The sequence below is a fragment of the Paenibacillus oleatilyticus genome (genome assembly GCF_018998565.1).
GTDB lineage: Bacteria > Bacillota > Bacilli > Paenibacillales > NBRC-103111 > Paenibacillus_G > Paenibacillus_G oleatilyticus.
On sequence record NZ_JAHNZO010000017.1, the window covers coordinates 129,243 to 153,805 of the forward strand.

A 24,563-nucleotide genomic window follows, 5' to 3' on the forward strand; every position below is an offset into this window, starting at 1 on the left:
CCCCGGCAGCCGGTAGACCGGCAGGGGATGTACCTCCACACCGGTCGGCTGCTGCTGGCAGGTTCTAAGTATAAATTTTAACACGCTCCTCCAGCGGTTTAAACTCCTTGTCACCAGGAGGCGCCGTAGGCTTGCCGAACGGCATCTGGGCAATAAGCTCCCACGTTTCCGGCAGGCTCCATTCCGCTCTGACCTTATCGTCGATCAGTGGGTTATAATGCTGCAGCGATGCCCCCAAGCCTTCGTTCGCCAGCGCGGTCCAGATGACATACTGGAGCATGCCCGACGACTGCTGGGCCCAGGTCGGAAAACGCTCCTGATAGGTGGGGAATTGAGCTTGCAGCGCTTCGATCACGGCCATATCTTCGAAGTACAGAATAGTGCCGTAGGCGGCGCGGAACCCGTCCATACGCTTCTGGGTGGAGGCAAACTGGTCTTCGGGCACAATCGCCTTCAACACCTGCGTTGTAATCTCCCACAGCTTATCGTGATGCTTCCCGAACAATACAACCGCCCGCGCGCTTTGCGAGTTGAAGGAGGAAGGCGTGTGCTTTACCGCTTCATAGACGATTTCCCGGATTTTATCGTCCGGAACGGTCGATTCTTTGCTTAATGTGTAAATGGTCCGCCTTTTCTTCGCCAAGGTTAGAAATTCGTTTGCCACTGTTCCACATCTCCTGTCGCAAAATGGGTATTAGCTTTACACCTCTTACAAGCTTCCCGAAAACCTATCGTCTTTATTCGTTACTTCATCTTGATAAGCTTCATTAACCGTTCTGTCCCATCCGTAAACCGCACTCTACCATCTAAGGCATCCCCGATTCCGCTGTCGCTCTATGCCTGATGAACCGATAGTAAGCCCTCCTGCTGCGACGCGGCAGATTGGCTTTCCCAGACGGTGCTTGGAATCTCGCGCCGCAGCACCGGGGCTATATCGGCCGCGAACCGTTCCATCTGCTCGCGCTGCTCCGCTTCCGTCAATCCGTCGACACTGATACTGAGTACTTGATGTCCGTATGCCCGATGGTAATTCAGAATCTTCTCTATCACGAAGTCTGCACTCCCGACTAGTACGGGGCCGTTCTTGAGGTTATCCTCCAGATCTCGGAAGGGCGATTGGTTATGCTGTGCCGCTGCTGTGGAGATAAAAGCGTCGTAGTAAGGGCGAAAGCGTCTGACCGCTTCCTCGGAGGTATTGGCCAAATACAAGCTTCCTGCTCCTGCGCCGACGACGGCATCCTTCGGATCGCGACCATAATAGGCCCAGCGTTCGCGGTAATGATCGATCAGCGCTTTATACTTGGCTTGGGGGTGGAACGTATTGGACGAGAAGATCGGCTCGCCGTATTTTGCGGCCAATTCGGTGGAAATCGTGCTGGATGCGCTGCCGTGCCATACGGGAATAGGCTGCTGGAGAGGTCTTGGTTGTGTGGTCACGTTGTCCAGCGACGAGCGATAGCGCCCCTGCCAGGTGACGTTCTCTTCGTTCCATAATCGCTTGAGCAGAGCATACCGTTCCGATAGCGATTCCCACTGCTCCTCCTCGGTGATGCCGAAGAGCGGATAGTGGCGGGGATCGTTGCCCTTGCCGATGATCAGCTCCAGCCGGCCGCCGGAGAGGTGGTCGAGCGTGGCGTAGTCTTCGGCCACACGCACCGGGTCAAGCACGCTCAAGACGGTCACGGTGGTCAATAAGCGGATGCGCGAGGTTCTGGCCGCGATAGCGCTCAGGATTACCGGCGGCGAGGAGGACAGGAACGGGGCGCCATGCCGCTCGCCCACGCCATAAGCTTCGAAGCCCAGCTCCTCCGCGAGCATCGCTTGCTTCAGCACGTTCTGAAATTTCTGCTGCGCCGTCAAAGCTTCCCCCGTCACGGCATTGGGGAGATTCATCACAAGGCTGGACAAAACAAATTTCATTCACGCGACCTCCTTCGCTGCAACGAAGTCATTGATTTATGAAAATGTTACCATACGCCCGGTGAGCCTACAATGATTTTTTCTTATTATTCCAATAAATTTACTATGTATAAATATCACAGCTTTACAGCGAGCCTCGGGAGCTTCCATTAACGGAAAATCGCTCTCAGCTGCAAGTTGGGGAGCAAGCGGGTGGGCTCCAGCATATGATGTCTTATCACTTGCAGAAACACTTAATCCCCCTTCATAAGGAGTGAAGTCAAATGGCCTATATGCCTACGTCCCCCCCTCCTCCATTTGTCCCAGAAGAACCTGCTACCTCTTATATTATTGACTGCGTATTTCAATACACTTATGTCTGGTTATGGAACGGTGACAGCTTCTGGTTTTACCCGACTCGGGTTGAGTATGGTGAAGTTTCAGGCTATCGTTGGAATGGGCTTTTCTGGTCTTATTATGGAATAGATCCAAGATTGATCAGATCCGTTTCATGTCCTCCAGTTCCCACGTTATATTAGAGACCACATCAGATCAGCAGCCTCGCTGTGCTAATGGGCAGGGTGAATGAATTAACATTTATACCCACGTTTGGCATTCCTTCTGCCCGTAGTTCAGTGTCGTGAGGGATCTACATACATATGCATTATCACCTAAGGCAAAATTTATTTGGAATAATTTACACAAATTTAGATTTCATATATATTTTGTTATAATCAAACAAAAATGGAGTTGCTATTATCCTAATGATTTTCTCTTTCCGTAAATAGAGAAAAAAGCCTGCATCTCTGAGTGCTGAACAAGGGCGTTTTCTGCATCGTTTCAAGCAATCATGGCTTTGGCTTTTTCTTTATTGTACACAAAAGACCTGGTAAAGCTAGGTTCAGGGAAAATGTAGTAGTACGTTAGCACACAGTTGACTATGAAAAAAAGTAAGTATTTCATGATGTTATTCATGTAGGTTTCACCGTCCTATTCTTAGAACCTTTTGTTTACAGATTATCTACTGGGAGATCGAGCTCTTTACGCAATTCTTTAACTGTTTTTTCCCCGTTTAAATAGGCCTGCTTTTCTTTTTCAAACTTTTCAATTTCTTTCTTGATTTTTTCAGCTTGTTTTAAAAACTCCGGATTTTGTTCTCTTTCCGCGCGTGCTTTCAGCTCGACTACTCCCGTGCCCATACCGAGAATGTACGAATCCAATTGCACTAAGAAATGAGCTTCATCATCCGGGTCCGTTTCTCGTCTTAATTTTTCTTTTTCAATATCAAGCTGTTTGAGCCTTTTTCCTTCCGCAACGACAGCATCCTGTTCCTCTTTGGTTTGATTTGACATCTCATAGAACTTTTTCTGTTTAGCAGCAAATTCAGCTTCAAGCTCCGCTAATTTTGCCAGTTTCGCGGACGGATCAATCTTTGCGATTGCAGAAGTACCGATAACGCCGAGTGCAACTACACAGCACAAAGCAGTTGCTATTAAAGCGAATTTTTTATTCATTCTGTTTTCCTCCGCTTCCACTCAAATTAACCAATCTCCCCCAAAAATATAAAACAATATTACCACAATATTCCATAATGATAAAACAACAAATTTACATTTGTTAAAATAATAAAATTGATGCTTACATATAGTAAAACTCGATCCTTCCATACCCTTTGAATGCCTTTAGGTGAAATGAAAAAAATTTAACCGGAAATGGGATATTTTCGAGTTACCGATCGTGTTGTATGTAGGAGGCGAAAACATGGAAAGCAATTCTTTAGCGCGTACGGATAAAGAATTGGCTGAACTCTATCAACGGCATGCAGATCTAGTTTATAGGTTGTGCTATATCTATTTGAAAAACCCTGTTGATGCAGAAGACGCTGTTCAATCTGTATTTATAAAGCTCATCCAATCTCAAATGGTTTTTAATGATTACGAGCATGAAAAGGCGTGGTTGACGGTAACTACCCGAAATCACTGCAAGGACATTTTAAAAAGTTGGTGGAAAACCCGCCGTGTGGCTTTAGACACTTTGCCGGAAGTTCCTTCTTGGAACGGTCACGAGTCATCAGGGAAGGTGCTTGCCAGACTGCTTTCACTGCCCGAAAAATACAAAACCGTGTTGTATCTTTACTATTTCGAGGGGTACTCGGTGAGAGAAATATCAGAGATGTTAGGACACAAGGAAAGCACGATCCAAACACAGTTATCCAGAGGCCGCAAACTCCTTAAACTTGACCTGGGAGGGAATTATCTTGAGTGACAAGCATATTAATCGGCTATTTGAAGCACTTACGCCACACACGGAGCAAAAAGAAAAAATGTTTCAGAGCATTTTAGTAAAGAGCCAGAATGAAAGTAAAAGACGGAGAGAGCTTACTCCCGTGAAACGTTGGAGACCTGCGATTCTGTGCGCCATACTGATTGGCTGTTTAACTTCAACAGCTTTGGCAGCGGCATATATGGGATTGGATGAAGCATTTTTAAAATTTCTGAAGCCGGTAAATCAGGAGCAAGCACAATATTTGTCAAATGGCGCTTATGTGATTAACAAGCAAGTGGAAAACGAAAATGGAACGCTTACCATTAAGCAAGCGATCGGCGACAGTAATACGACCTATATTCTAATGGACTTTACGGCTCCGAAAGGCACGGTGTTAAATGCGGAAGGATACCGTTTTGAGTTTCCCCATCTTACCTATGATGAGGCGGGACGTGATAAATTATGGAGTAGTTACGGGTTCCAAGTGCTAGACGATGGCAATCCGAATGACAATAAAATTAGCTTGGTTATGAGTATCGGGACCGACAATTCCATAGCAGGCAAAACCGTTGATTTCTCAGTCGAAAATTTACAAGCAGTCAATCCGCTTACGAAAAATTTTGAAACAGTTATACCGGGTTCTTGGGGAACAACGCTTAAGCTGGATTTCAAGGATACTTCTCGTCTTTATCAGATTGATCAAGACATCACCCTGTATGGGTATAAGGCCGTATTCAAGACAATCTCGATCTCGCCCATTTCAATGACTTTAATGGTTGATAGTAACTATTTGGAGGAAATTAACAATTTCACTCTCGGTTTGAGGCAAGAAGATGGTGAAGGCGCCTATTTGGATCACTTCCCAATCACGATAAACTACAAAGACGGCACCTCAGAAACGACAATCCTTTTAACCGGATCAACTATAAAGGATTTAATGACTGGCCAAATGATCACGACCAAATCTTTTCAAAATCTTATCAATGATAAGGAAATCGCATCTGTCGTATTTTTTGATAAAGAAATTCCGATTAACGACTAATCTCCATTACACTAAAGTAAGCGTCAAATGCTCTCATGCGTGCTTGGCCGCATATGCAAATAAGCTTCCTCACCGGAAGCTCATTTGCATTGACTATTTATCCTGCCTCATTGTGATATCGATAAATATTTTCCGTATACAGGGTGATGACCTTATCGTAGTCCGGATATGGATATGCCAGAGTTTCCGCTACAGCCTTAGAGTATTTTCTGAACAACTCGTAACAGATGAACAACGATTTCCACATATTGGGGTAACTATTGCCGGAGTAGGTAGCAAGCAAATCTTCCCAACTATCCGCCGGGAGGTAACGGTCGATAAACTTGTAATTCTTCCCTACGCTAAAGGAATAGCCAAGTTTGGAGCCGATTTCCCAGGACATCATTCTTAACAAATTAGGGCGAACAATTTCATTCAAGTGATCGACTGCGAAAAGTATTTCCTTTCTTGCCAGCCCTTTCACCACATAAGTTGATGTCATCCAAAATTCGTTGCAGCAATCATCGAACTCTTGTGCGGTCGGTTTTTTGATCCAATATTGACGATCGTTTGCGATGACTTCATGTTTAACGATGCCGTCCTTATCGAGCAGGATCTTCACCAAGCCGTCGCTTTGTTCAAAATAATCGTCTACTTCGTTTAGCGGAATAAGGGTGAGGTCCAGCTTATTGCCGTCTTCGAATAGAATAATGTACGAAAACCAATTGCCTAATTCGGATGGAAAGAGTTCCATCGCTTCGGGTTTTTGTATCATAGCCGGTTTTCCGAAATTTGTTAGCCATTGATCGTCTGCTTTAAAAGAATCCATATCTGTTACAAAATAAGCAATATCAAAATCTTGAAACGGATCGGAGGGAATATTGGGGTTCGTACGGGAACCTTCTAATGTAACCAATCGGATTCTGCTATCATTTGCGGCCAGACCGACAAGAATCTCCATCATTTCTTGTTCATCTTTCACGATTTAATCCTCCATTTTCGTAGAGTCGACTGATGCGTAAACTTTATCGAGATAGGCAACGGCAACTTGCTCGGCTTTCGTTCGATGCACCAAACGATCGGAAGAAAGACGAAGACATCGATATAAAAGAATAGACGATTGCAAGGCTTGGTAACAACTTTCCAAATGATAAGAAGGCACGGTTTGTTGCAACTCCTCAACCGCGCGGACCGCGAATTGCTCGATTCTTCTCGTACCATTGGGGAGCCGTCCGTTTTCGGCCAAAATCAACGGTCCCAGTACAGCGCTGCGTATGCAGCAAAGAATATCGATCACTTCAAACAACTCACCTCTCCCCAGTTTCGCTGCTCCGCTATGAATCCATATCCAAAACCGGTCTTCGATCCATTGAGGATCGGGGTGCGGATAGCAAGGCACTGTACTGCGAAGTATAGCCCGGATTTCCGTCCCCCTTTCCCAAAGAATGACAGGGTCCTCAATTCGTTCTTCCAGCTCCTTGGGCATCAAAAACTTGTAATCGACATGGAGCGGCACGGAACCATCATATAGGCAGATGACCAGCTTCGGCTCTCCGACATGTTCGCCGGTTAAAACCGACAGTACGGTACCCAGGCTCTCCGCCATATGTATACGTTGCTGCATAATTTCGTCCCGATAATCGGGATGATATACCACGATAAGATCCAAATCACTGTACTCATCCATGGCACCCGTTATCATGGAACCGCCCCCAAGGAGCCCGATGATGCGATGATCTTCGATCAATTTCATTTTAACGGTCTCGATAAATTGTTCATATCGGAGAAGCATGATTCAAAACACTCCTACCAGTAAATTGGGCATTACGCCAGAATATCACTTTGCAAACCTCTTGTCAAAATCGACCTGTCATGCAGCTCCGTCCCAATCGCTCTACCACCCGTTCCCCCGCCGCACCTCCTCGACGATGGCCCGGACTCCTTCGCCGATCCGCTCCCGCTGCGCCCGCGAAACGCTGATGCGTATGAACTTCTCCCGCTCCGCGTAATCCGCCAAATAGAACGGCTTGCCGGAAACGACACTGACCTTCCTCTCTGCAAGGCGCTTCATCAGACGCTCGATATTGACCGTCTTCGGCAGCTTAAACTGGACATAGACGCCGTAGCGGACGTCCGCGGCTTCGATCAGCCCCGCTTCGTTGTGCCGCCGCAACGCCTCGTTCAACTCGCGCATCCGCTCCTCGTACAAGCCGTAGATTTTGTGCTTGTGCCGCTCGTACATGCCGTTCTTGATGTAAATTTCGAGCGCCGCCTGGGAAAGCAGCGAGGTGTCGGGGTAATTTTTGTACTTCTGATACGTCTTCAGCAGCCGCTCCGGCAGCACGACGGCCCCGAGCCTCAGCCCGGGAAAAATGATTTTGGAGAAGCTCTTCAAATAAACGACGTGCGCGCTCCGGTCATAAGCGTGAATCGGGTCGAACCGCTCGGCGCCGAGGTCCGCCATATAATCGTCCTCCACAACGTACACGTCGTATTTGCCGGCCAACCGGGCGATCGCCTTCCGCTCCTCCACGCTGTACGAAGTGCCAAGCGGATTGTGGTATCTGGACATCGTGTAAAAAAATTTGATGCCGCCGCTGCGGAACCGCTCCTCCAGCTCCTGCAGATCGATCCCCTTCGCCGTCCGCGCGATGCCTTGAACCGGAATGCCCTCCGCCTCCAAAAAGCGCAAATACAGATCGTAGCTCGGCTGCTCGACCAGAATGGTCGACTTTCCATTCGGAAACGGCATCTTCGCCAAAATTTCCAGCGCCTGCTGCGCGCCCGAACTGACGAGAATCCGCTCCGCCTTGGCAAACACCTGATCGCCGGCCAAATGGGAAACAAGCGTCTGGCGCAGAGTTTCCAGCCCGTGCGAATCGCCGTAAGTAAACAGATGGTATTTATACGTATCGATCGCCTTGTTCAGGCAATGCTGGAAATCCAAATACGGAAACACGTCCAAATCCGGTGACGCCGAAGCAAAATCGATCGTTTCGCTGACCGTCTCGCTGCGCCAGTCTCCCGACTTCTCGACCACATAATAGCCGCTTTGCGGGACCGAATAGATCGCGTGGCGCTTCTCCAGCTCGGCATACGCCCGGATAATCGTGCTGATGCTGCAGCCGTACTCCTCCGCCGCGCTGCGGACGGACGGCAGCTTCCGGCCGGGACCGAAGTGCCCCTCCCGGATTTTATGCTCCATATCGGATAAGATCGCGACAAACTTTTTCATAATCCGCCCCCTTGCTCCCCTTATTATACACGAACCCGATCAACTGTATCGGTACAGTTGCAGCAAAACGACATTGTCCGGCTGCCCCATTGGCCTTACCTTATAAGTAACGGGTTAACGAACGCGCACCCGACTGTCCAGGAAAGAAGGTTGTCCCATGAACCAAAAAGGATTAAAGCTTGCTTATGTATTCGCCATACTGAATGCGGCGATTATCGGATTCTCGTTTCTGTTTACCAAAATCGCGCTCGATCACGCGCACCCGCTCGACACGCTGACGTTCCGTTTTGCTGCGTCGTTTGCGGTCATGTCAATCCCGGTTGCGCTGGGCTGGGTCAAGCTGACCTACCGCGGCAAGCCGCTCCGGAAGGCCCTGCTGCTGGCCACAATGTATCCGCTCGGCTTCTTCACGCTGCAAGCGTTCGGGCTGCAGCACGCCACCTCGGCCGAGGGCGGCATTCTGTACGCGTTCACCCCGGTCGTGACGATGGTGCTCGCCGCGGTATTTTTGAAGGAAGCGACGACCGTGCTGCAGAAGCTGTCGATTTTCCTGTCGGTCTTCGGCGTCGTCTTCATCTTCGTCATGAAAGGGAGCCGCATCGACTTGTCGAACATGACCGGGATCTTCCTGCTGTTCCTGACGTGCGTCGCTTTTGCCGGATACAGCGTGCTGGCCCGTTCGCTCTCGAAGCAGTTCAGCCCTGCGGAAATCACGTATTTTATGCTCGGTGTCGGCTTCGTCGTGTTTCTGATCGTGTCACTAGCCAGCCACGCGTCAGCCGGAACGCTTGACCAATTCGTCGCGCCGCTGGCTAACGGAACCTTTCTCGTCTCGATCTTTTATTTGGGCGTGGTGTCCTCGCTTGCCACGGCCCTGATGGCGAACTACATTTTGTCCAAGATGGAGGCTTCAAAAATGAGCGTGTTCAGCAATCTGGCGACCATCGTCTCGATCGCGTCCGGGGCTCTGTTTCTCGGGGAAGAGGTGACGGTGTACCATCTGATCGGGTCGGTCATGATTATTGCCGGGGTCCTCGGCACGAACCTCTTGGGGCGGAAAAAGACGGCGCCGCAAGGGATTCGTACGAAGCGTGCGGAAGCGTAAATCGATATGCCAAAAAAACAGCCATCCCTCTGATCTACCGGAGGATTGGCTGTTTTCGCTAGTTTAGCTTGGGATCGCCCGGCGAGCCGTGGGAAGCTCGGGCAGCTCGTTCGCGGAAACGACGGCGTCCGTCTTCTTCTCCGGCTTATGCCAGTACCGCTCGTTCCCCGGCAAATCGTCGAACCAAGCGGCCTCCTCCGGACAATCCAGCACCATAAATTTACCGTATTCTCCGTCCCGTGATTGGTGGTACTTCAAGTAAGCCTTGCCGTTCTCGATCGCCAAAATTTCGATTTTTCCGGACGTATGGCTCATCGACAGACGTACCCTTTTTCCCAGACCGGAGGTTAAAGCTTTCGCTTGCTCAACAATAGCGTATACCTGCTTCAGAGGCAGGACAAACTCGCTGTTGCCGGCCACTGGGCGGTTGACGAAGAAATAATAAGGCGTAACGCCGGCCCAGGAAAGCTTGTCTAGGAGCTCGCCCAATACCACAGGATCGTCATTAATCCCCTTCAGCACCGGCGTCTGGTTCACCACAATGGCCCCGGCGCGATGCAGCGCCTCGAATCCTCTTTTGGCCTCTTCCGTAATTTCGCGGGGGTGATTGATGTGCGCCATGACATAGATGCGCTTATCTGCGGAGGAGAAGGTGCGAATGAGATCCAGCAGCGCTTCGTCCTCGTAGATGCGCATCGGATTGAACACGGGCAGCTTGGAGCCGAGCCGGATGATCTTCACGTGCTCGATGGCCCGCAGCTTGCTTAATATGTTGCCCAAGCGTGCCGTCGACAGGATCAGGCTATCCCCGCCGGTCAGGAGCACGTTGTTAATTTCGGGATGCCGGGCGATGTAAGCGATTCCTTCTTGGACATCGGACATCGCTTCTTTCACATCGTTGCGGAATAATCGTTTGCGGAAGCAGTACCTGCAGTAAGCGCCGCACACTTCCGATACGAGCAACAAAGCCGTCGTCCGGTATTTATGCTGGCAGCCGGGAACGACATAATTCGTATCCTCGTCGGAAGCGTCCCACCGGCCGTATTCCAGCAGTTCGCCCTCGTTCGGGATGACAAGTTTTTTAATTGGATCGTTCGGGTCGTTCCAATTAATGAGGCTCAAGTAATAATCGTTCACACGAAACACGAATTTCTCCGTAATGGGTTTAAGCTTTTCCCGCTCCTGAAGCGGGATCTGGGGAATCTTATCCATATCGGTGATATATTTCGGCTGTGCCATGGCTTTTACCCTCCTTGTCATGGATGTAACTACACCAGCAGTACCGCAGGCCACCTCCTTGTTCCCTTTTTCCGCAGATGGGCGAATAAAGCAAAAAGACCCGTACAGCAGCGATCCCTGGGCACAACGTGCCGCAGCTTGCTGACTGTCGCGGGTCTATCCGTATCGAAAGACCCGCACAACGGGTCATTCATGCAATAAAGTTGCACGAAAAGCATGGACCCATCTACTGCTGACGAGGTTAGCTGACGGACTCGGGAAAGATGGTTCCCTACGCGCACAAGGCGATTCGCCCCACAAAATTGGTTCCCCCGCTTTCCAACTCGGAGAAGTTGGAAATTAAGCGTATGTTCATGATACACAACGGAAGTTTCGTTCGTCAACCGTTAGGAACGGATCGGGAAATATTTCCCCTTATTTCCTGCCTGCCGCCGGCTCCTCGGGCGTTTCCCGGTGAATCAGCAATGCGGCCAGCAAGCCGATGCCGAGAATGAGCGCCAGCAGCACAAAGGTCAGCACATAGCTGCCGGTTTCCATAAAACGAATGGAGAGGATGGGGCCCAGGCTTGTTCCGGCAAATAAAATGAACGTGTAGACCGAAACCGCAATCCCGCGCGATTTGCCTCCTAATTGGCCGACAAGCGAAACCAGCGCCGGAACGGAGAGCGCAATGCCCGCCACAAAGACCAAGCTCAGCATAACCAGCAGCGGCAGGCTGGACATCAGCCCCAACGAAGCGAGGCCCGCCATCGCCAGCAGCAGTCCGCCGCGCAGAACGGCGCGAACGCCAAACCGTTTGGCCAAGCGCCCGGACAAAGGAGACAGCAGCATGCCGATCACGCCAATGGAACGTACGTACAAAATTTCCTGCTTCGTCAATCCGAAGTCCGGTCCGCTCAAGTAGCTGCCTAACACCGTGTACATGCTGACAAACGACATAAGCAGCACCAGAGCGACAACGTAGCTGAGAAGAAGATTTTTCTGCGAAAATACGCTGCCGATTTGCTTCAGAGGCTCCCAGATGTTGGCGTGCGCCTGTTGAATTTCCCCTTTCGGCAGGAACCGGATCACGAGAAACGCCGTCACGGCATAAGCGCCGGCGAGTACATAAAATACCGCATTCCACCCGTATTGCTGGCTGATTAAACCGCTGACGACCTGCCCGACGATTCCGGCAACCAGGAAGCCCGTGCTGATAAACCCGATCGTCGTCACCCGTTTTTCCGCCGGGAACATTTCCACCGCATAAGCAAGCGCCACTGGCGAGAACGTGGCTGCCGCAGCACCTTGCAATCCCCTCAGCGCAAGGAGCCAGAAGAAGCTGTCGATCATGCCGAGCAGCAAGGAGATGAGCGTCAATGCCATAAGTCCGATCACGATGACCTTTTTGCGGCCGTATTTGTCCGACAACGCACCATAGATCAGGCAGCCAATCGCAAAACCGAGAGAAAATACGCTTCCCGCAGCCGCTGCTTGGGTCGGCGTAACGCCGAACAGATCGGCGAACAAGGATATCAGCGGAATGGTGACGTACAGGCTGGACATCACCGCCATGCCGGACCAGCACAGCACCGCCGTCATTAAAGAATAGTTTCGCTTAGGAAGGGATGAATTGGCCAATTGCAACATAAAGCACCTCTTTCAAATTTCGAATTTCGAATTTCGAATAAATTAGATCAAGCCGTCTCGACGGACATTTGCGGAAACTGCATATCGTACAAGGTCTTGTAGCGGCCCGAACGGCGAAGCAAGGCTTCATGCGTGCCTGTTTCCACCACCTGTCCTTTCTCCAAAACGACAATCCGGTCCGCATGCTGAATCGTGGACAGGCGGTGCGCGATAATCAGGCAGGTGCGCCCGGGAAGCAGCCGGGAAAGCGCCTTTTGAATCAGCTGCTCGGATTCCGTGTCGAGCGCCGCCGTCGCCTCGTCCAAAATGATCAAGCGCGGATTTTTCAGCAACGCCCGGGCAATCGACAGCCGCTGCTTCTGTCCGCCCGACAGCTTGATGCCCCTTTCCCCGATCAACGTATCGTATCCGTGGGGAAAAGCCTCGATAAACTCCTGCGCATTCGCCGCTCTCGCCGCCGCTTCAATCTCTTCGGAAGACGCGTCCGGCTTGCCGTAGGCGATATTGTCCCGGATGGTCCCGTTCAGCAGGATCACATCCTGGGATACGATGCCGATTTGCCGGCGAAGCGACTCAAGGGTGACTTCGTCCAGCGGATGACCGTCGATGAAGATCACCCCTTTCTGCACGTCGTATAAACGGGCGATCAAATGAGCGACGGTCGATTTGCCCGAGCCGGACGAGCCGAACAGCGCCGTCACTTGATTGGCGCGGATTCTCAAATGAAAATTTTGCAGAACCGGCACATTCGCTTCATACGCGAAATCCACGTCATCGAAGAAAATATCCCCTTGGATCGCCGGTAAAACGACCGCATTGTCTTTGTTGCGAATCTCCGGCAAAGTCTGCAACACTTCGTGAATTCGTTCATAAGCCGCGGCCGATTGTTGAATTCGGCTCACCATGCGGCTGAAAGACCGAATCGGGCCTTGCAGCAGACGCAGGTAAGCGAGGAAGGCTACGATGTCGCCGACAGTAAGCCGTCCGCGCATCGCCTGCCAAGCCCCGAACAGCAGCACGAAGACCATGCCGATGGAATTCAGCACGTCGATGATTGGAGAGAACAAAGCGGACAACCGTGAAGCCGCCACGGTAGCGTTCCGGTTCTGCTCGCTCCACCCGGCGAACCTCTGTGCCTCCTCGTGCTCGTTCGCGAAGGATTTGATCATGCGAATACCCGACAACGTATCCTGAAGATGATTGCTCAGTTCGGCGGGAGACTGGCGTACCGTCCGATAAGCCGACTTGGTGCGGCCGCTGAAAAACCGTGACGTGTAGAACAGGAAGGGGAACGTGCTCATCAGCAGAAGCGCCAGCTCCCAATCGACATAAAGCAAATAACCGCAAACCGCAATAAACGTGAAAAAATCGGCCGCGATGGATAAGGTTTCGGCAAACACCAGTTCCTGCAGCTGGTTGACATCGCTGGTAAGCCTGGTCATGAGATCGCCGGTACGATTGCGTTCGAAAAACTTCAAGTCCAGGCTCAAGGTATGCCGGTACAGCTTATTCCGCAGCCCCAGAATGGCCCTTTGACTAACAATCGTCATCATGTAGCTGCTGCAAAAACGACAAACTCCCAGCAATAACGCAGCGCCGACAATGCAACCCCCCATCTCAAGCAGCGCATCGTATCGCCGGTTGGGTATAAGCTGATCGATGACGACTTTGGTGAATTGAGGAATCCAAAATTCAAGAACGGAAATCGCAACAATCGCTGCCGCCGCGAGCGAGATCAAAGGCCATTGCCCGCTTGCTTGCGCGGACAGCTCTTTGAACATTTCCGCAAACTGTTTTCGCCCCTTCATGGTATCACCCGAATTTCCCTTTCAATATAGTAAGACTATCTAACTATTATTCTAAAAAAAATTATCTCCCTACGCCCACCTTTTTCTCGATGCTCTGATGCAGCTTGCTCAGGATCTTCTCAAACACCTTGCGTTCCTCAGCATCCAAATCGTCGAGCAGCGAGGCGCAGGTCGACCAAAAGGTCGGCAGTACTTGGTCCACCAAGGCCCGGCCTTCCGGCGTAATGCGGACATGAATCATGCGGCGATCCCTGGCGCTTTGTTCGCGGGAAACCCAGCCGCGCTTTTCCAGCCAATCCAATAGAGCCGTAACGGAAGCGCGGCGAATTCCAAGCCGGTCTGCGATGGCGGAAGGCGTAACAAGCTCTCTGCCATCATGCAGCATAAGCAGCAATAACATATCCAGCTTGCTCTCGGTAATGCCAAAAGGAGCCAAATCGACGTCCATCACGTCGAGGATGTTGTCACTAAGCCACAGCATGACCAGTCCCATGCGAATCGATTTGCGGTCCGCGTCTTGAACTGCCGTTTTGTCCATAAGCTCCAAATAAGGGCCAATACCCAGCGCAGGCAGCTGTTGATCCGCCGTGCATTCCTTCCCCGTTTTTCGTTCCATGCTATCACCTTTCAACGTTGCTTTCCAAATAGTTAGATTATCTAACTATGACTATAACTTATTTAACACGCCAACGCAAGCCTTAAGCTTCGGGCCATTTCACTGCGGTGTTGCTCAAACTGTCTTACGCGCTGGAAAGTCGGGGCACATGGCCCCGCTAAGGCGTATATTCGTGAACGAGCTGCCGCAGCGCTTGCATCACATCCCCATGGAAGCATCCGCCATGATAGCAAATAAGCCGCTCCACGTCGTAATCAAGCAAGCGCCGCACGGAACGGACGGCCTCCTCCAAATCTAACGTGAATTGCGGATTCGCGATGTCCAGCTTTCCCTGCTCGATGACGACGGCGTCCCCGGCGATCAGCGTCCGGCTCTCGGGAAGATACAGCGAGATATGCCCGGGCATATGACCCGGCGTGTGCACGATCTCGATCCCGCCGCACCATGGCAGCCGCTCCCGATCGGCGACCGTCCGATCGACGGCGGCCGGCTCGATCGACTGCAAGAAGCGAATAAACTGCTCCGCTTGCGGCTTCGCTTCTTCCGGCAAGACGTCGAGCGTCGATTCGGCCTGTTCCAGCCTGAGCGACTTCTTCGTCCCAGCGATATAGGGCGCTTCCACCTCGTGGGCGATAATCTCAATCCGCGGAAAAGCCCGCTTCAACGCGGCCAACGGACCCATATGGTCCATATCGTGATGCGTTACAATCAGCTTGGTGACCGAATCGAGCCGCAAGCCACAGCGGATGACCGCTTGTTCAAGAAGAGGCACAAAGTGCGGGTAGCCGCAGTCGACGAGAATGACATCTTTTTCGTCTTGAAGCAGCACCGGGGTAATCGTTTGCTTTTGTCCGCCGTACTCAAACTCGATATCGAGCAAATGACAATGGTTCATACCTACCTCCAGATTCAGCGTTTTTGCGTTCCCCTCTGGCCGACAACGCAGGTTTATCTTACCAGATCGCCCTTTGCCGTGCCACTTCTTCTTGTCGTCACGGTCATATAAATTCCTCCGGTAACCCAGCCAAATCACATTAGTTCATTCCGGGAAACTATATGAATTTAATATCACTACTTCCCTAAATGAAATTTTAGTATATATAATATCGCTGTAGCGTCAGTCACTTTATTCCGGAGTAAGGAGGTACTTCTACCTCGATTCACCGTTGTACATCAATTGATGATTTGGAGGAACTATCATGTCAGTATCAAAAAAATCAATTTCATCGATCACAGGTATGACGATCATCCTCGGGACCGTGCTGCTGACGGCAGCGTGCGGGAACATTTCGAAACCGGCCGATTATGAATCGAAAGCCGCCGAAACGCCGGTCAAAAAAGACATTCCGCTGTTGAAGGACCTCCCTCAGCCGGTTACGATGACGATCGACCCGTCGTTGGATGCCAAAGAAGCTACGGCGATGGTGCAAACCGCTCAGCGTTTCTACGCGTTCTGGAACACCGGTAATGAGGAGTTCCTTTCGCAAGCGGTCGCATCCGGCTTTACCGACAACTCGCTGCCCAAGGGACGGCCTCAAGGGCCGGATGGCTTGTCCTTCGCTTCCCGCAATTTTCGTCAAGCCGTTCCCGACTTGCAGTGCAAAATTGAAGATTTATTGGTCGTCGGAGACAAAGTGACCGCCCGTCTTTCCTTCACCGGCACGCATAAAGGCGAGTTCTTGGGCAAAACCCCGACCGGAAAACCCATTCAATTCATGGCGATCGATGTGCTGCGCATCAAGGACGGGAAGCTCGTTGAAGATTGGCACTTGGAAGACAATTTAACGCTCATGCAGCAGCTTGGCGTCGTGCCTGAAAATTAATGCAAAAAGACTGGGAAATCCACGGTGTTAAGCCGAGGAATTTCCCAGCCTTTATAAGTTCGAGCCGACTCAATCGAGCAATTGCAGCTCCTTCGCCTGAGCGATCGCTTTGGTTCGCCGGTTCACCTTAAGCTTCGTGAAAATATTTTTCACATGAACCTTCACCGTACCGACTGCCACAACTAGCTGCTCCGCAATCTCTTTATTCGACAATCCCGTGGCCAGCAAAGCGAGCACCTCCATCTCCCGCTCTGTAAGAGGCTCCTCCATCGGGTGCGGCGTTCTTGGACTCCCCTTCCCATTTTCCGGCTCGTTGTCGAATTGGCCCAGCGACCGCAGCAGCTCGCAAATATATAGGCTCTGGGCGGCCATGGCATGACAGATGCTGATCCGTTCCGGGGAAAACACGCCTGCCACAAGCGTATTTTCAAGATAAAGCACCCCAACCGATGCCCCGTGAACGGTTACCGGCATGCATAATACGGATTTGGGACGATGCTTCAGCAGGTACGGATTGTGCAGCAGCCAGCTGTCCTCCGTCCCGGTATAATGGACCGATTCCTTCGTTCTGGAGACATAACGCGCAATGCCGCCGGGCAATAGCTCGTTATCCTCCAATGGCGTATGCGTGCCGAAGATGTTCACTTCGTCATCCGCATAGACCCGAACATACAGCTCGCCATGCGATTCCGTAAGCAGCGCGCCTTTTTGCGCTCCAGCATAGTTCATCAAGGTGCTCATAATTTCCACCAGGACGGCGTCCAGATCCATCTTGTGCGCGATGGCTTGCGTCGCTTTGAGGATGGCGACCAGATCCATCCGCTCCGCGGCCTGAGCCTCCTGGCGGATGCCGCGATCATGCGGAGCAGTCTCAGCTGCCGTAGGACTGCTGAAGAACGGCTGCTCGTCGGACAGCACGCTTTCGGCCTTCCCGGCTCCGCGCAGCGCGTGAAGCCGCTCCTCCAATAGCCGGGCTTTTCCACGGATTCCCCACTGTTTGTAGCCTTCCACGGCAGCCTGCCAATAAAAGCAGGCGATCTTCGCTCTCCCCTGTTTTGCATAATAATTGGCCGCCAATTCACAGGCTACGCTCTCCATTTGGATATTCCCTTGCTCCCTGGCTTCTCGAATCGCTTTATCATACATCGCCTCGGCTGCCGCGTAACGTTTTGCGACTTTGGCCCATTCCGCCTCCATTAGACATAGCTTCGACAAGAAGTTGTCCGGACTCCATCGTACCCAGGTTTTAAATCGGCGGACAATTCGTTTCACACGTTTCACCCTGTTGTTCCCGCTTCGCAGCATACCGGGATCGGACAGCAGCGCAAGCGCCTCATAGAACAAACATTCCGGCAGATGAGGCAGATGGGTGGCGTACGCGGCAAATTTCTCCGCTTGCTGCGCCCACAGCGCGGCTTCGTCGAACTTGCCGTTGAAGTAGCATAATTGCGTCTTGTACGTGTTGTATTGAAACAAAGTCGTCGAGAAGGTCTCCTCGGAATAAATGTGCTTCAAGAACCGTTCTTCTTCAAAATCCTGATCGTTAAACGAACAAGGCTCCGCCGTTTCCCCTTGCAGCGCCAAAATAAATTGCCGGTACAGGTGAAAATTTTGCAGCACAAACTCATCCTTCGTTTCCGCCAGCACGGCCAAATATTCATTAATCTTCTTGGACAACGCGTCTAGCGGAGCTCTTGTATACAAGGAATTGATATGCGCCCCCATCGAATAGCTTGAATACACATAATCGCCCGACTCCATGCCGAATCGGAGCGCTTTTTCCAAGTATACGTCTCCTTCGTCCGCACTTCCTACGAACTGGCAGAGCACCCCTCCGAAAATCATATGCGTGATCCCTTTAATCGAAGTCACATTGTAGCGTTCGGACAGCTCCAGACCAACCTTGGCCATCTCGTAGCCTTTCTCATACTTCCGTAGCGCAATTCCCAAAAACATACCGTACATGGAGTAAATGGCGGCAGAAACAGCGGTATTCCCGTACTTCAACGACAATCGAATCGCTTGGCATAGGAGCTGAAAAAACACGTCCTTATTGGTAAAAAAAGTAGAAGCCATGATCGCAAAAATCATATGGATAGCGGCCACTCGGTCTTTATCCGTCATTTCCGGCAGGAAAGCAAGCCGTTTATCGTGGCGCCGGAGCCATAGCTCCACCCGCAAAAGCTCCGAAACAACGGCGGCTTTCGAAGGGGCAGGCGCGATGTCGATCCGGAACTCTTTCAAGCCCTGCAAGCCGAGAACCGTAGCTTCTTGATATTGGCCCAAGTTAATGCACTGCGTGATTCGAATCATCCATACTCTGGCCCGTTCGATGGGATTGCGCGTTTGAAGCAGCAGCTGGCCGACCAACCGTTCCGTATCCTCATGATTCCCGCACAAATACTCGCATTCGGCCCGCTCCGCACACAGCTCGAAGCACAGCGTATAATGCCGGTCCCAATCCCCGGCACCGAGCAAGGCCCCCCCTTTTCTAAAGAAAACCAATGCGATATCGAAGGCTGTCGACGCCTTGGCCCGTTTTCCGGCAACGAGATTCATCTCCATCAGTTGAACCGTTTCTTGCCGGTCTTCGATGACGCCCGAACCGATATTGAGGTGGTGGACAGCCGTGAAAAAGTCTTCGGACTGCTCGCCGTTCAGGTCTCTCAGCCACCTGCCGATCGAAAGATGCGTACGCTGCCGCGTTTCGTCATCCATCCGGCTGTATAACATTTTCTGGAAGTTATCGTGCAGGAACCGATAGCCGTCCGGACTTGACGACGCAATTAAGCCTTCATCGAGAGCCGAAGACAACACCGAACCAACGGTCTCCACCGGCTGCCCCGAAACCTTCGCAATAAAAGTAGCGTGAAACTCGCTGCCCGTGCATGCCGCAATCCGCAACAGCTCCTGAGCCTCGCTGGAGATCCGATGCAGCTTATGCTCCATCAGCTCATGAACCGTAAAGAACGGCTGCCGTTCGATAATTTGCCCCAAGCTCCAGTGCCATCGCCTGTCCTCATGATTGTAGCGCAAGAGCCTATCATCTTGAAAGCGTTGAAACATTTGTTTGAGGTGAAACGGATTGCCTCCGGACTTGTGGTACAGTACTTCGGTGAGAGGCAAGGCTTCATCGGCGTCGCAGTGCAGCGCGTCCATCACAATCGGATTCATTTGTTCCAAGGTCAACGCGCGCAGAGGGATATGGCGGACCGCGACCTCTTCGGTCACGCTTCCGTCCTCCTCATACCCCGGAAGCTTCTTCGGCTCCGGGTCTGAGTCGCGATAAGCGCCGACAAACATCAAATACTGGCTTTCCGGGTCACACAGAAGCGAATGAATCAACTGCAGCGACGAAGTATCGGCCCACTGCAAATCGTCAATAAACAGCACGAGCGGATGCTCTTTCGAGGCCAACGCTTGAACGAATTTGCGAAATGCATAAATAAACCGCTTTTTGGCTTCATCCGGGGGCAGCTCTTCGGCGGCTGCGAAATCGCCAATCAGCAGCTTGAGTTCGGGAAGGATCGCGGCAATAATCGCTTCGTTCGAGCTTAAAGCGTCGCGAAGCTTGCTTCGCCATGCTTCAACCCGATCCGAGCTTTCTCCCAGCAGATGGCGCAGCAGCCCGCGAAAAGCTTGAATAATCGGGTAGTACGGGCTTTCCTTGGAAATTTGCTCGAACTTCCCTGTGATATAGAACGTCTCCCGCAAATGCGTTTTCTGCCGGAGAAACACTTCTTCCAACAGACTCGTTTTTCCAATTCCCGCCGGACCCGAGACATACACGATTTCCGTCGAACCGCAGCAGGTCGAGTGGAAAGCTTGGGACAACAGCGAAATCTCGTCTTCCCTGCCGTACAGCACGTCTTTCATCCTGAACGGCTCGTCCATCTCTCCGATTTTGCTCAGATCGGCTAGTAACGCATCGGCGTGGGGATAGCGATTTTCTGCGTTTTTTTCCAGCAGCTTCATCACAATAGCATTAACCGTCAAATCCACGGTCTGACTCAGATGGATGAGCGGCAGCGGCGCTTGCGCCAAATGGGCGTGAATCCACTCCAGCGGCTCCGCCGCCTTATACGGCAACTGCCCCGTCAGCATCTCGTAAAATAGGACCCCTAAAGCATACAGATCGCTTCGTTCGTCAATCTGCCGCGCCATTCTGCCGGTATGCTCGGGGGAAATGTACGGGAGCCGGTCGGTGAAAAAGTGCAAATCATCCGGACGAAGCGGATTGTCCATGACCAAGTGTAGAGCATGGCCTAAGCCGGTCAGAGACACGTTTAGCGTATCCGGATGAACCAGAATATGGTCCGGCCGCAGATCCAGATGAACAATATGGCGGCGATGAAGCTCCTTGACGATCGAAGCGATCGCGCAGGCTAGTTGAACAAAGGTGCCTTGATCGAAGCCGCCGCTCCTGCTCAAGTACTCTCTTAAGGAGATTCTCCCGTCGTCCGCGAGTACCAGAACGAGCGAGCTCCCGAATGTACGTAAAGCAATCGGCTTCACGATACCGTCCAATTGTAAACTTTCGGTGATCTCAAATTCACGACGAAGAAGGCCTTGCTCGGCTGCACCGCCTTCTTCGCATTTGGCCGTTCGGATAAGTACAGGGTTCAATGGATCGTAATCTACTAGAATCCCCCGGTACAGCCTCATGCGGCTGTCTTCACTCACTATGTCTATCACTTGGAATTCCAGATTAGGATTCATGTCCGACACCCCTAGCGTACTCCTTGATAAACCTTATTTTAGAAACCTCCACAGAAGCAAGTCAACCCCTCGTCTGCCGATAGGCAGGGGGAAGAGCGCGTTTTCCCAACGCATAAAAAGACGGGCCCGCCGGCCCGTCTCTTCATCTGTTTACCCATCGATGAATCCCGCTTGTAGCAGCATCCGGTAAATGAGCACCGCCGTTTCGGCACGAGTTAATGTCTTCTGCGGCCGCAGCTCATCTCCATACCCGTTCACCAATCCCGCATGAATGGCGGTCCGGATCGCGTCGCTTGCCCAGCCGCCAATCCGATCGCGGTCGGTGTAGACGGTGAGATCCGCTTGTCCTGCCCCATGGCTTGCCGCCGAATCGGCATCGGCCAGTCGCAGCGCCCGAACGAGAGTGACAATCGCCTCTTGCCGCGATACCTTGCGATCGGGCCCGAAGGTGCCGTCCCCGAAACCATCCATGATGCCGTAAGCTTTCACAGCCGCTACGGCCCCGCTGTACCAGCTCGTTTCGCTTACGTCCCTGAAACCCGCCTGATCTCCGGCTTTCGGAAGTCCCATCGCTCTTGCAAGCAATGCGGCGAGCTCGGCCCGGGTAATCTCCGCTTCAGGAGCGAATCGGCTTTCATCTACGCCATCGACAATCATCCGGCTGTTCATGCCGCCTATTTCAGCAGCCGCCCAGTGCCCTTGAATATCCGTTAAATTGGACATTTTGGATACCGGTACGTAAGCGCTGTTCGTGAGACTGTGGATAACGGCAGCCTGCTGCCCGTTTACTTTGGTAAATTTCGTCGGCACCGGACGCGCACCAAGCTTCCCGTCCCACACGACGACCGTAGAGGCCTTGCCGGTAAAGTCCTTAGGCAGGTAAAAGACTCTTTCCACATAACGGCTGAAGCTGGATATCTCGCGTTTCTTACCGTTGCGCGCCACTTGAACCGTAAACTGAACTGGGTCAGCGGCCAATTGGAAGCCGCCCTTATTCGCCGCATCCTGCAGTCCCGATATCGCTTTGCCCTTGTCAAGCTCGATCGTCAACTGAGCTTCCGCGTCGTTCGTCCAATCGGGCTCCTGACGCGTCAACTCAGCCAGAGGCAGGCGATATTGGCCCTGCCGGGTTTTCAAAGTAAGGGCATCCGCCTTCTCGGCGAGGAGGGAAACAGCTTTACCGGGAAGCCGCAGCGTCACTTTACCCGCCTCATCCTCAATTGAAATCGCCAGATTCGTTTTAGCCGCAGCGGATAGCGAATCAAGCACCTTCTTTAGCGTATTAGCGTCCAGTACAGCCTCGACAGACTTCGCTCCATTGGCATCGACTTGAAGTGTGGCAATCCCGGACACCTTTTGATTATTGATCCAAATCGCCAGCGAATTGCTTGGTGCCGGCTGGCTCGGTGGGTTTGCCTCACTCGAAGGGCTCGTAGAGCTTGAGCCTGAATCGGAACCGGAGTCGGAGCCACCCGAACCGGAGTCCGTGCTTGCCGCCAATCGAATCACGCTAAGCGTATACGTTTTAACGGAGCCGTTCTGCGCTTTGACCTTGACCTCGAATGTGTTTTTCCCCGTCACAAGGGAATATTCGTTGGTCATCCCATTGCCGGTTACCTGCAATCCGTTCACATAAACGGCAGAATACACATCCGAAGGGGTTAGCGTCATTTTCAAACCATACACCGCATGACTGACATCTACCGTATAATTCGCGATCCCCGGGTTAAAATCGAACTTCACCGTCCCGCCTAAGCCTGTGAGCTGCCAGCTGCCCAAATCCGCATTGCCGCTCATAGGAACGATGTTCTTCACCTCGATCAAGCTGACGTTCGCATTGCCGGCCGTATCCGCCACATAGACCGAATACATCCCGTTTTCTTGTACCGTAAAACGGTGGTCCGTGATTTCCGTGCCTTGCTTGTCAAAATACGAGACGGCACGGCTTCCTGCCGCCCATTTGATCGAAGATACGCGATTAAACTGGCCGTATACCGACGCCGATACGGTAACGGTCACGCTCCCGAAGGTTGGAGCGACAGGGTCCGCTTGCAGCTTGATATTCGGCGGCTGGTCGTACGTAAACTTAATGCTTACGGTTTGGTCTAGTGCTAGACCGCTTGCTTCATCCTTGGCGAAATAAGTCACGTTCTCTGCCGCCGTATTGCTAACCGCAAAGGTAACCAGCCCGTCCTGATCGGTTAACCCGTAAACATGATCGATAACGGATCGGCCGCCCGTGGCTTGAAGCATCACCCGTTTTCCGGCGAGCGGATGATCGTAGTCGTCCTTGAGCTTCACGAATATGGATGCTTTGCTATGGCCATCCGCTCGTACGACGAGATCGCTCGCGGCCACCGTTGAGCGGGATACGCTCACCTGACCAGGAAGAAGCTGAACGCTCGCGGTCTGTGCAATCGCGACGCCGCCGACCGTCGCGCTAATCGTCGCGGTCCCCACCGTTGTCGGGGCTGTCAGCGTCGCTGTGTAGGTGCCATTTTGGTTGTCCGTTACAGCGCCAACCGTCCCTAACGTCGACGTGATCGAGACCGCCGCGCCTCCGCTCGTCAAGGCATGGCCCTGCGCGTCCTTCAGCTTCACGCTGATCGTCGTCTGGCTCGTTCCGTCCGCAGTCAAGGAACTGCTGCCCGCTTCTACCGTGCTCGTCGCTGCCGACGGCACTCCCGGCACGAACTGAACGCTGGCCGTTGAGGCTATCGCACTGCCGCCGACGGTCGCGGTAATCGTCGCGGTCCCCACCGTTGTCGGAGCCGTCAACGTCGCCGTGTAGGTGCCATCTTGCTTATCCGTCACAGCGCTAACTGTCCCTAACGTCGACGTGATCGCAACCGCCGCGCCTCCGCTCGTCAAGGCATGGCCCTGTGCGTCCTTCAGCTTCACGCTAATCGTCGTCTGGCTCGTTCCGTCCGCCGCAAGGGAAGCTTTCCCCGCTGCAACTGTGCTCGTCGCTGCCGATGGCGCTCCCGGCACGAACTGGACGCTTGCCGTCGACGCTATCGCACTGCCGCCAACCGTCGCGCTGATCGTCGCGGTGCCTACCGTTATCGGAGCCGTCAACGTCGCCGTGTAGGTGCCATCTTGCTTATCCGTCACAGCGCTAACTGTCCCTAACGTCGACGTGATCGCAACCGCCGCGCCTCCGCTCGTCAAGGCATGGCCCTGTGCGTCCTTCAGCTTCACGCT

At 52.3% G+C, this 24,563-nt stretch carries 17 protein-coding genes and 1 riboswitch; of the genes, 4 read left to right on the forward strand and 13 right to left on the reverse strand.

Annotated features, from left to right (window positions below):
- Positions 1-64 precede the first annotated feature (64 nt).
- The 3 genes from KQX66_RS21595 to KQX66_RS21605 all read right to left on the reverse strand — a co-directional run bounded on the left by KQX66_RS21595 (position 65) and on the right by KQX66_RS21605 (position 3,413).
- Entirely contained in the window at positions 65-664 is a 600-nt protein-coding gene (locus tag KQX66_RS21595) for a nitroreductase family protein (protein ID WP_216794871.1), read from the reverse strand.
- Positions 665-834: 170 nt separating this feature from the next.
- On the reverse strand, positions 835-1,920 hold the full coding sequence (locus KQX66_RS21600; protein WP_216794872.1) for an LLM class flavin-dependent oxidoreductase: 1,086 nt from the start codon (positions 1,918-1,920) through the stop codon (positions 835-837).
- A gap of 989 nt (positions 1,921-2,909) precedes the next feature.
- Complete coding sequence (locus tag KQX66_RS21605) at positions 2,910-3,413, reverse strand: hypothetical protein (protein ID WP_216794873.1); 504 nt, start codon at positions 3,411-3,413, stop codon at positions 2,910-2,912.
- 247 nt (positions 3,414-3,660) lie between these two features.
- On the opposite strand from KQX66_RS21605, the gene KQX66_RS21610 reads away from it, so the two are divergent.
- Together KQX66_RS21610 and KQX66_RS21615 are read left to right on the forward strand one after the other, a co-directional pair.
- Positions 3,661-4,164 carry an RNA polymerase sigma factor gene (locus tag KQX66_RS21610; protein ID WP_216794874.1) on the forward strand — a complete coding sequence of 168 codons (504 nt, stop codon included), beginning with the start codon at positions 3,661-3,663 and terminating at the stop codon, positions 4,162-4,164.
- Positions 4,157-5,206, forward strand: a complete 1,050-nt coding sequence (locus tag KQX66_RS21615; protein WP_216794875.1) for a DUF4179 domain-containing protein — start codon at positions 4,157-4,159, stop codon at positions 5,204-5,206. Before KQX66_RS21610 ends, KQX66_RS21615 begins: the two co-directional genes overlap by 8 nt.
- Before the next feature lie 97 nt (positions 5,207-5,303).
- On the opposite strand, the gene ant(6) is transcribed toward KQX66_RS21615, so the two are convergent.
- The 3 genes from ant(6) to KQX66_RS21630 form a co-directional block, all read right to left on the reverse strand.
- Positions 5,304-6,167 (reverse strand): aminoglycoside 6-adenylyltransferase, encoded by an 864-nt coding sequence (gene ant(6), locus KQX66_RS21620; RefSeq protein ID WP_216794876.1) that lies wholly within the window; start codon positions 6,165-6,167, stop codon positions 5,304-5,306.
- Positions 6,168-6,170: 3 nt separating this feature from the next.
- On the reverse strand, positions 6,171-6,938 hold the full coding sequence (locus KQX66_RS21625) for an oxalate:formate antiporter (RefSeq protein ID WP_253957332.1): 768 nt from the start codon (positions 6,936-6,938) through the stop codon (positions 6,171-6,173).
- Positions 6,939-7,079: 141 nt separating this feature from the next.
- A complete protein-coding gene (locus KQX66_RS21630) occupies positions 7,080-8,420 on the reverse strand; it encodes an aminotransferase-like domain-containing protein (protein WP_216794877.1) in 1,341 nt (446 codons plus the stop codon).
- A gap of 157 nt (positions 8,421-8,577) precedes the next feature.
- Between KQX66_RS21630 and KQX66_RS21635 the strand changes: the two genes are divergently transcribed.
- A complete protein-coding gene (locus KQX66_RS21635; protein WP_216794878.1) occupies positions 8,578-9,525 on the forward strand; it encodes a DMT family transporter in 948 nt (315 codons plus the stop codon).
- Positions 9,526-9,588: 63 nt separating this feature from the next.
- On the opposite strand, the gene KQX66_RS21640 is transcribed toward KQX66_RS21635, so the two are convergent.
- The 5 genes from KQX66_RS21640 to KQX66_RS21660 form a co-directional block, all read right to left on the reverse strand.
- A complete protein-coding gene (locus tag KQX66_RS21640) occupies positions 9,589-10,764 on the reverse strand; it encodes a KamA family radical SAM protein (protein ID WP_216794879.1) in 1,176 nt (391 codons plus the stop codon).
- Between the two features lie 217 nt (positions 10,765-10,981).
- A riboswitch (cyclic di-AMP (ydaO/yuaA leader) is annotated at positions 10,982-11,120 on the reverse strand.
- Between the two features lie 58 nt (positions 11,121-11,178).
- Positions 11,179-12,393: an MFS transporter gene (locus KQX66_RS21645; RefSeq protein ID WP_216794880.1), complete on the reverse strand. Its 1,215-nt coding sequence runs from the start codon at positions 12,391-12,393 to the stop codon at positions 11,179-11,181.
- A 47-nt stretch (positions 12,394-12,440) separates the two neighbouring features.
- On the reverse strand, positions 12,441-14,201 hold the full coding sequence (locus KQX66_RS21650) for an ABC transporter ATP-binding protein (RefSeq protein ID WP_216794881.1): 1,761 nt from the start codon (positions 14,199-14,201) through the stop codon (positions 12,441-12,443).
- A 61-nt stretch (positions 14,202-14,262) separates the two neighbouring features.
- Complete coding sequence (locus KQX66_RS21655) at positions 14,263-14,817, reverse strand: MarR family winged helix-turn-helix transcriptional regulator (protein ID WP_216794882.1); 555 nt, start codon at positions 14,815-14,817, stop codon at positions 14,263-14,265.
- Positions 14,818-14,974: 157 nt separating this feature from the next.
- A complete protein-coding gene (locus KQX66_RS21660; protein WP_216794883.1) occupies positions 14,975-15,712 on the reverse strand; it encodes an MBL fold metallo-hydrolase in 738 nt (245 codons plus the stop codon).
- 304 nt (positions 15,713-16,016) lie between these two features.
- Here KQX66_RS21660 and KQX66_RS21665 point away from each other — a divergent pair, with 304 nt between their 5' ends.
- The gene (locus KQX66_RS21665; protein WP_216794884.1) at positions 16,017-16,640 is read left to right on the forward strand and encodes an ester cyclase; all 624 of its coding nucleotides are present in this window, start codon (positions 16,017-16,019) and stop codon (positions 16,638-16,640) included.
- A gap of 69 nt (positions 16,641-16,709) precedes the next feature.
- On the opposite strand, the gene KQX66_RS21670 is transcribed toward KQX66_RS21665, so the two are convergent.
- On the reverse strand, positions 16,710-21,359 hold the full coding sequence (locus KQX66_RS21670) for a helix-turn-helix transcriptional regulator (protein ID WP_284439831.1): 4,650 nt from the start codon (positions 21,357-21,359) through the stop codon (positions 16,710-16,712).
- 150 nt (positions 21,360-21,509) lie between these two features.
- A partial coding sequence (locus KQX66_RS21675) for an invasin domain 3-containing protein (RefSeq protein ID WP_216794886.1) occupies positions 21,510-24,563 on the reverse strand: 3,054 nt, incomplete at its 5' end.

Coding starts and splice junctions, on each gene's coding strand:
- KQX66_RS21600 (WP_216794872.1), bottom strand. CDS start 1,920: ATGAAATTTGTTTTGTCCAGCCTTGTGATGAATCTCCCCAATGCCGTG.
- KQX66_RS21605 (WP_216794873.1), bottom strand. CDS start 3,413: ATGAATAAAAAATTCGCTTTAATAGCAACTGCTTTGTGCTGTGTAGTT.
- KQX66_RS21610 (WP_216794874.1), top strand. CDS start 3,661: ATGGAAAGCAATTCTTTAGCGCGTACGGATAAAGAATTGGCTGAACTC.
- KQX66_RS21625 (WP_253957332.1), bottom strand. CDS start 6,938: ATGAAATTGATCGAAGATCATCGCATCATCGGGCTCCTTGGGGGCGGT.
- KQX66_RS21630 (WP_216794877.1), bottom strand. CDS start 8,420: ATGAAAAAGTTTGTCGCGATCTTATCCGATATGGAGCATAAAATCCGG.
- KQX66_RS21635 (WP_216794878.1), top strand. CDS start 8,578: ATGAACCAAAAAGGATTAAAGCTTGCTTATGTATTCGCCATACTGAAT.
- KQX66_RS21640 (WP_216794879.1), bottom strand. CDS start 10,764: ATGGCACAGCCGAAATATATCACCGATATGGATAAGATTCCCCAGATC.
- KQX66_RS21645 (WP_216794880.1), bottom strand. CDS start 12,393: ATGTTGCAATTGGCCAATTCATCCCTTCCTAAGCGAAACTATTCTTTA.
- KQX66_RS21650 (WP_216794881.1), bottom strand. CDS start 14,201: ATGAAGGGGCGAAAACAGTTTGCGGAAATGTTCAAAGAGCTGTCCGCG.
- KQX66_RS21655 (WP_216794882.1), bottom strand. CDS start 14,817: ATGGAACGAAAAACGGGGAAGGAATGCACGGCGGATCAACAGCTGCCT.
- KQX66_RS21660 (WP_216794883.1), bottom strand. CDS start 15,712: ATGAACCATTGTCATTTGCTCGATATCGAGTTTGAGTACGGCGGACAA.
- KQX66_RS21665 (WP_216794884.1), top strand. CDS start 16,017: ATGTCAGTATCAAAAAAATCAATTTCATCGATCACAGGTATGACGATC.
- KQX66_RS21670 (WP_284439831.1), bottom strand. CDS start 21,359: ATGAATCCTAATCTGGAATTCCAAGTGATAGACATAGTGAGTGAAGAC.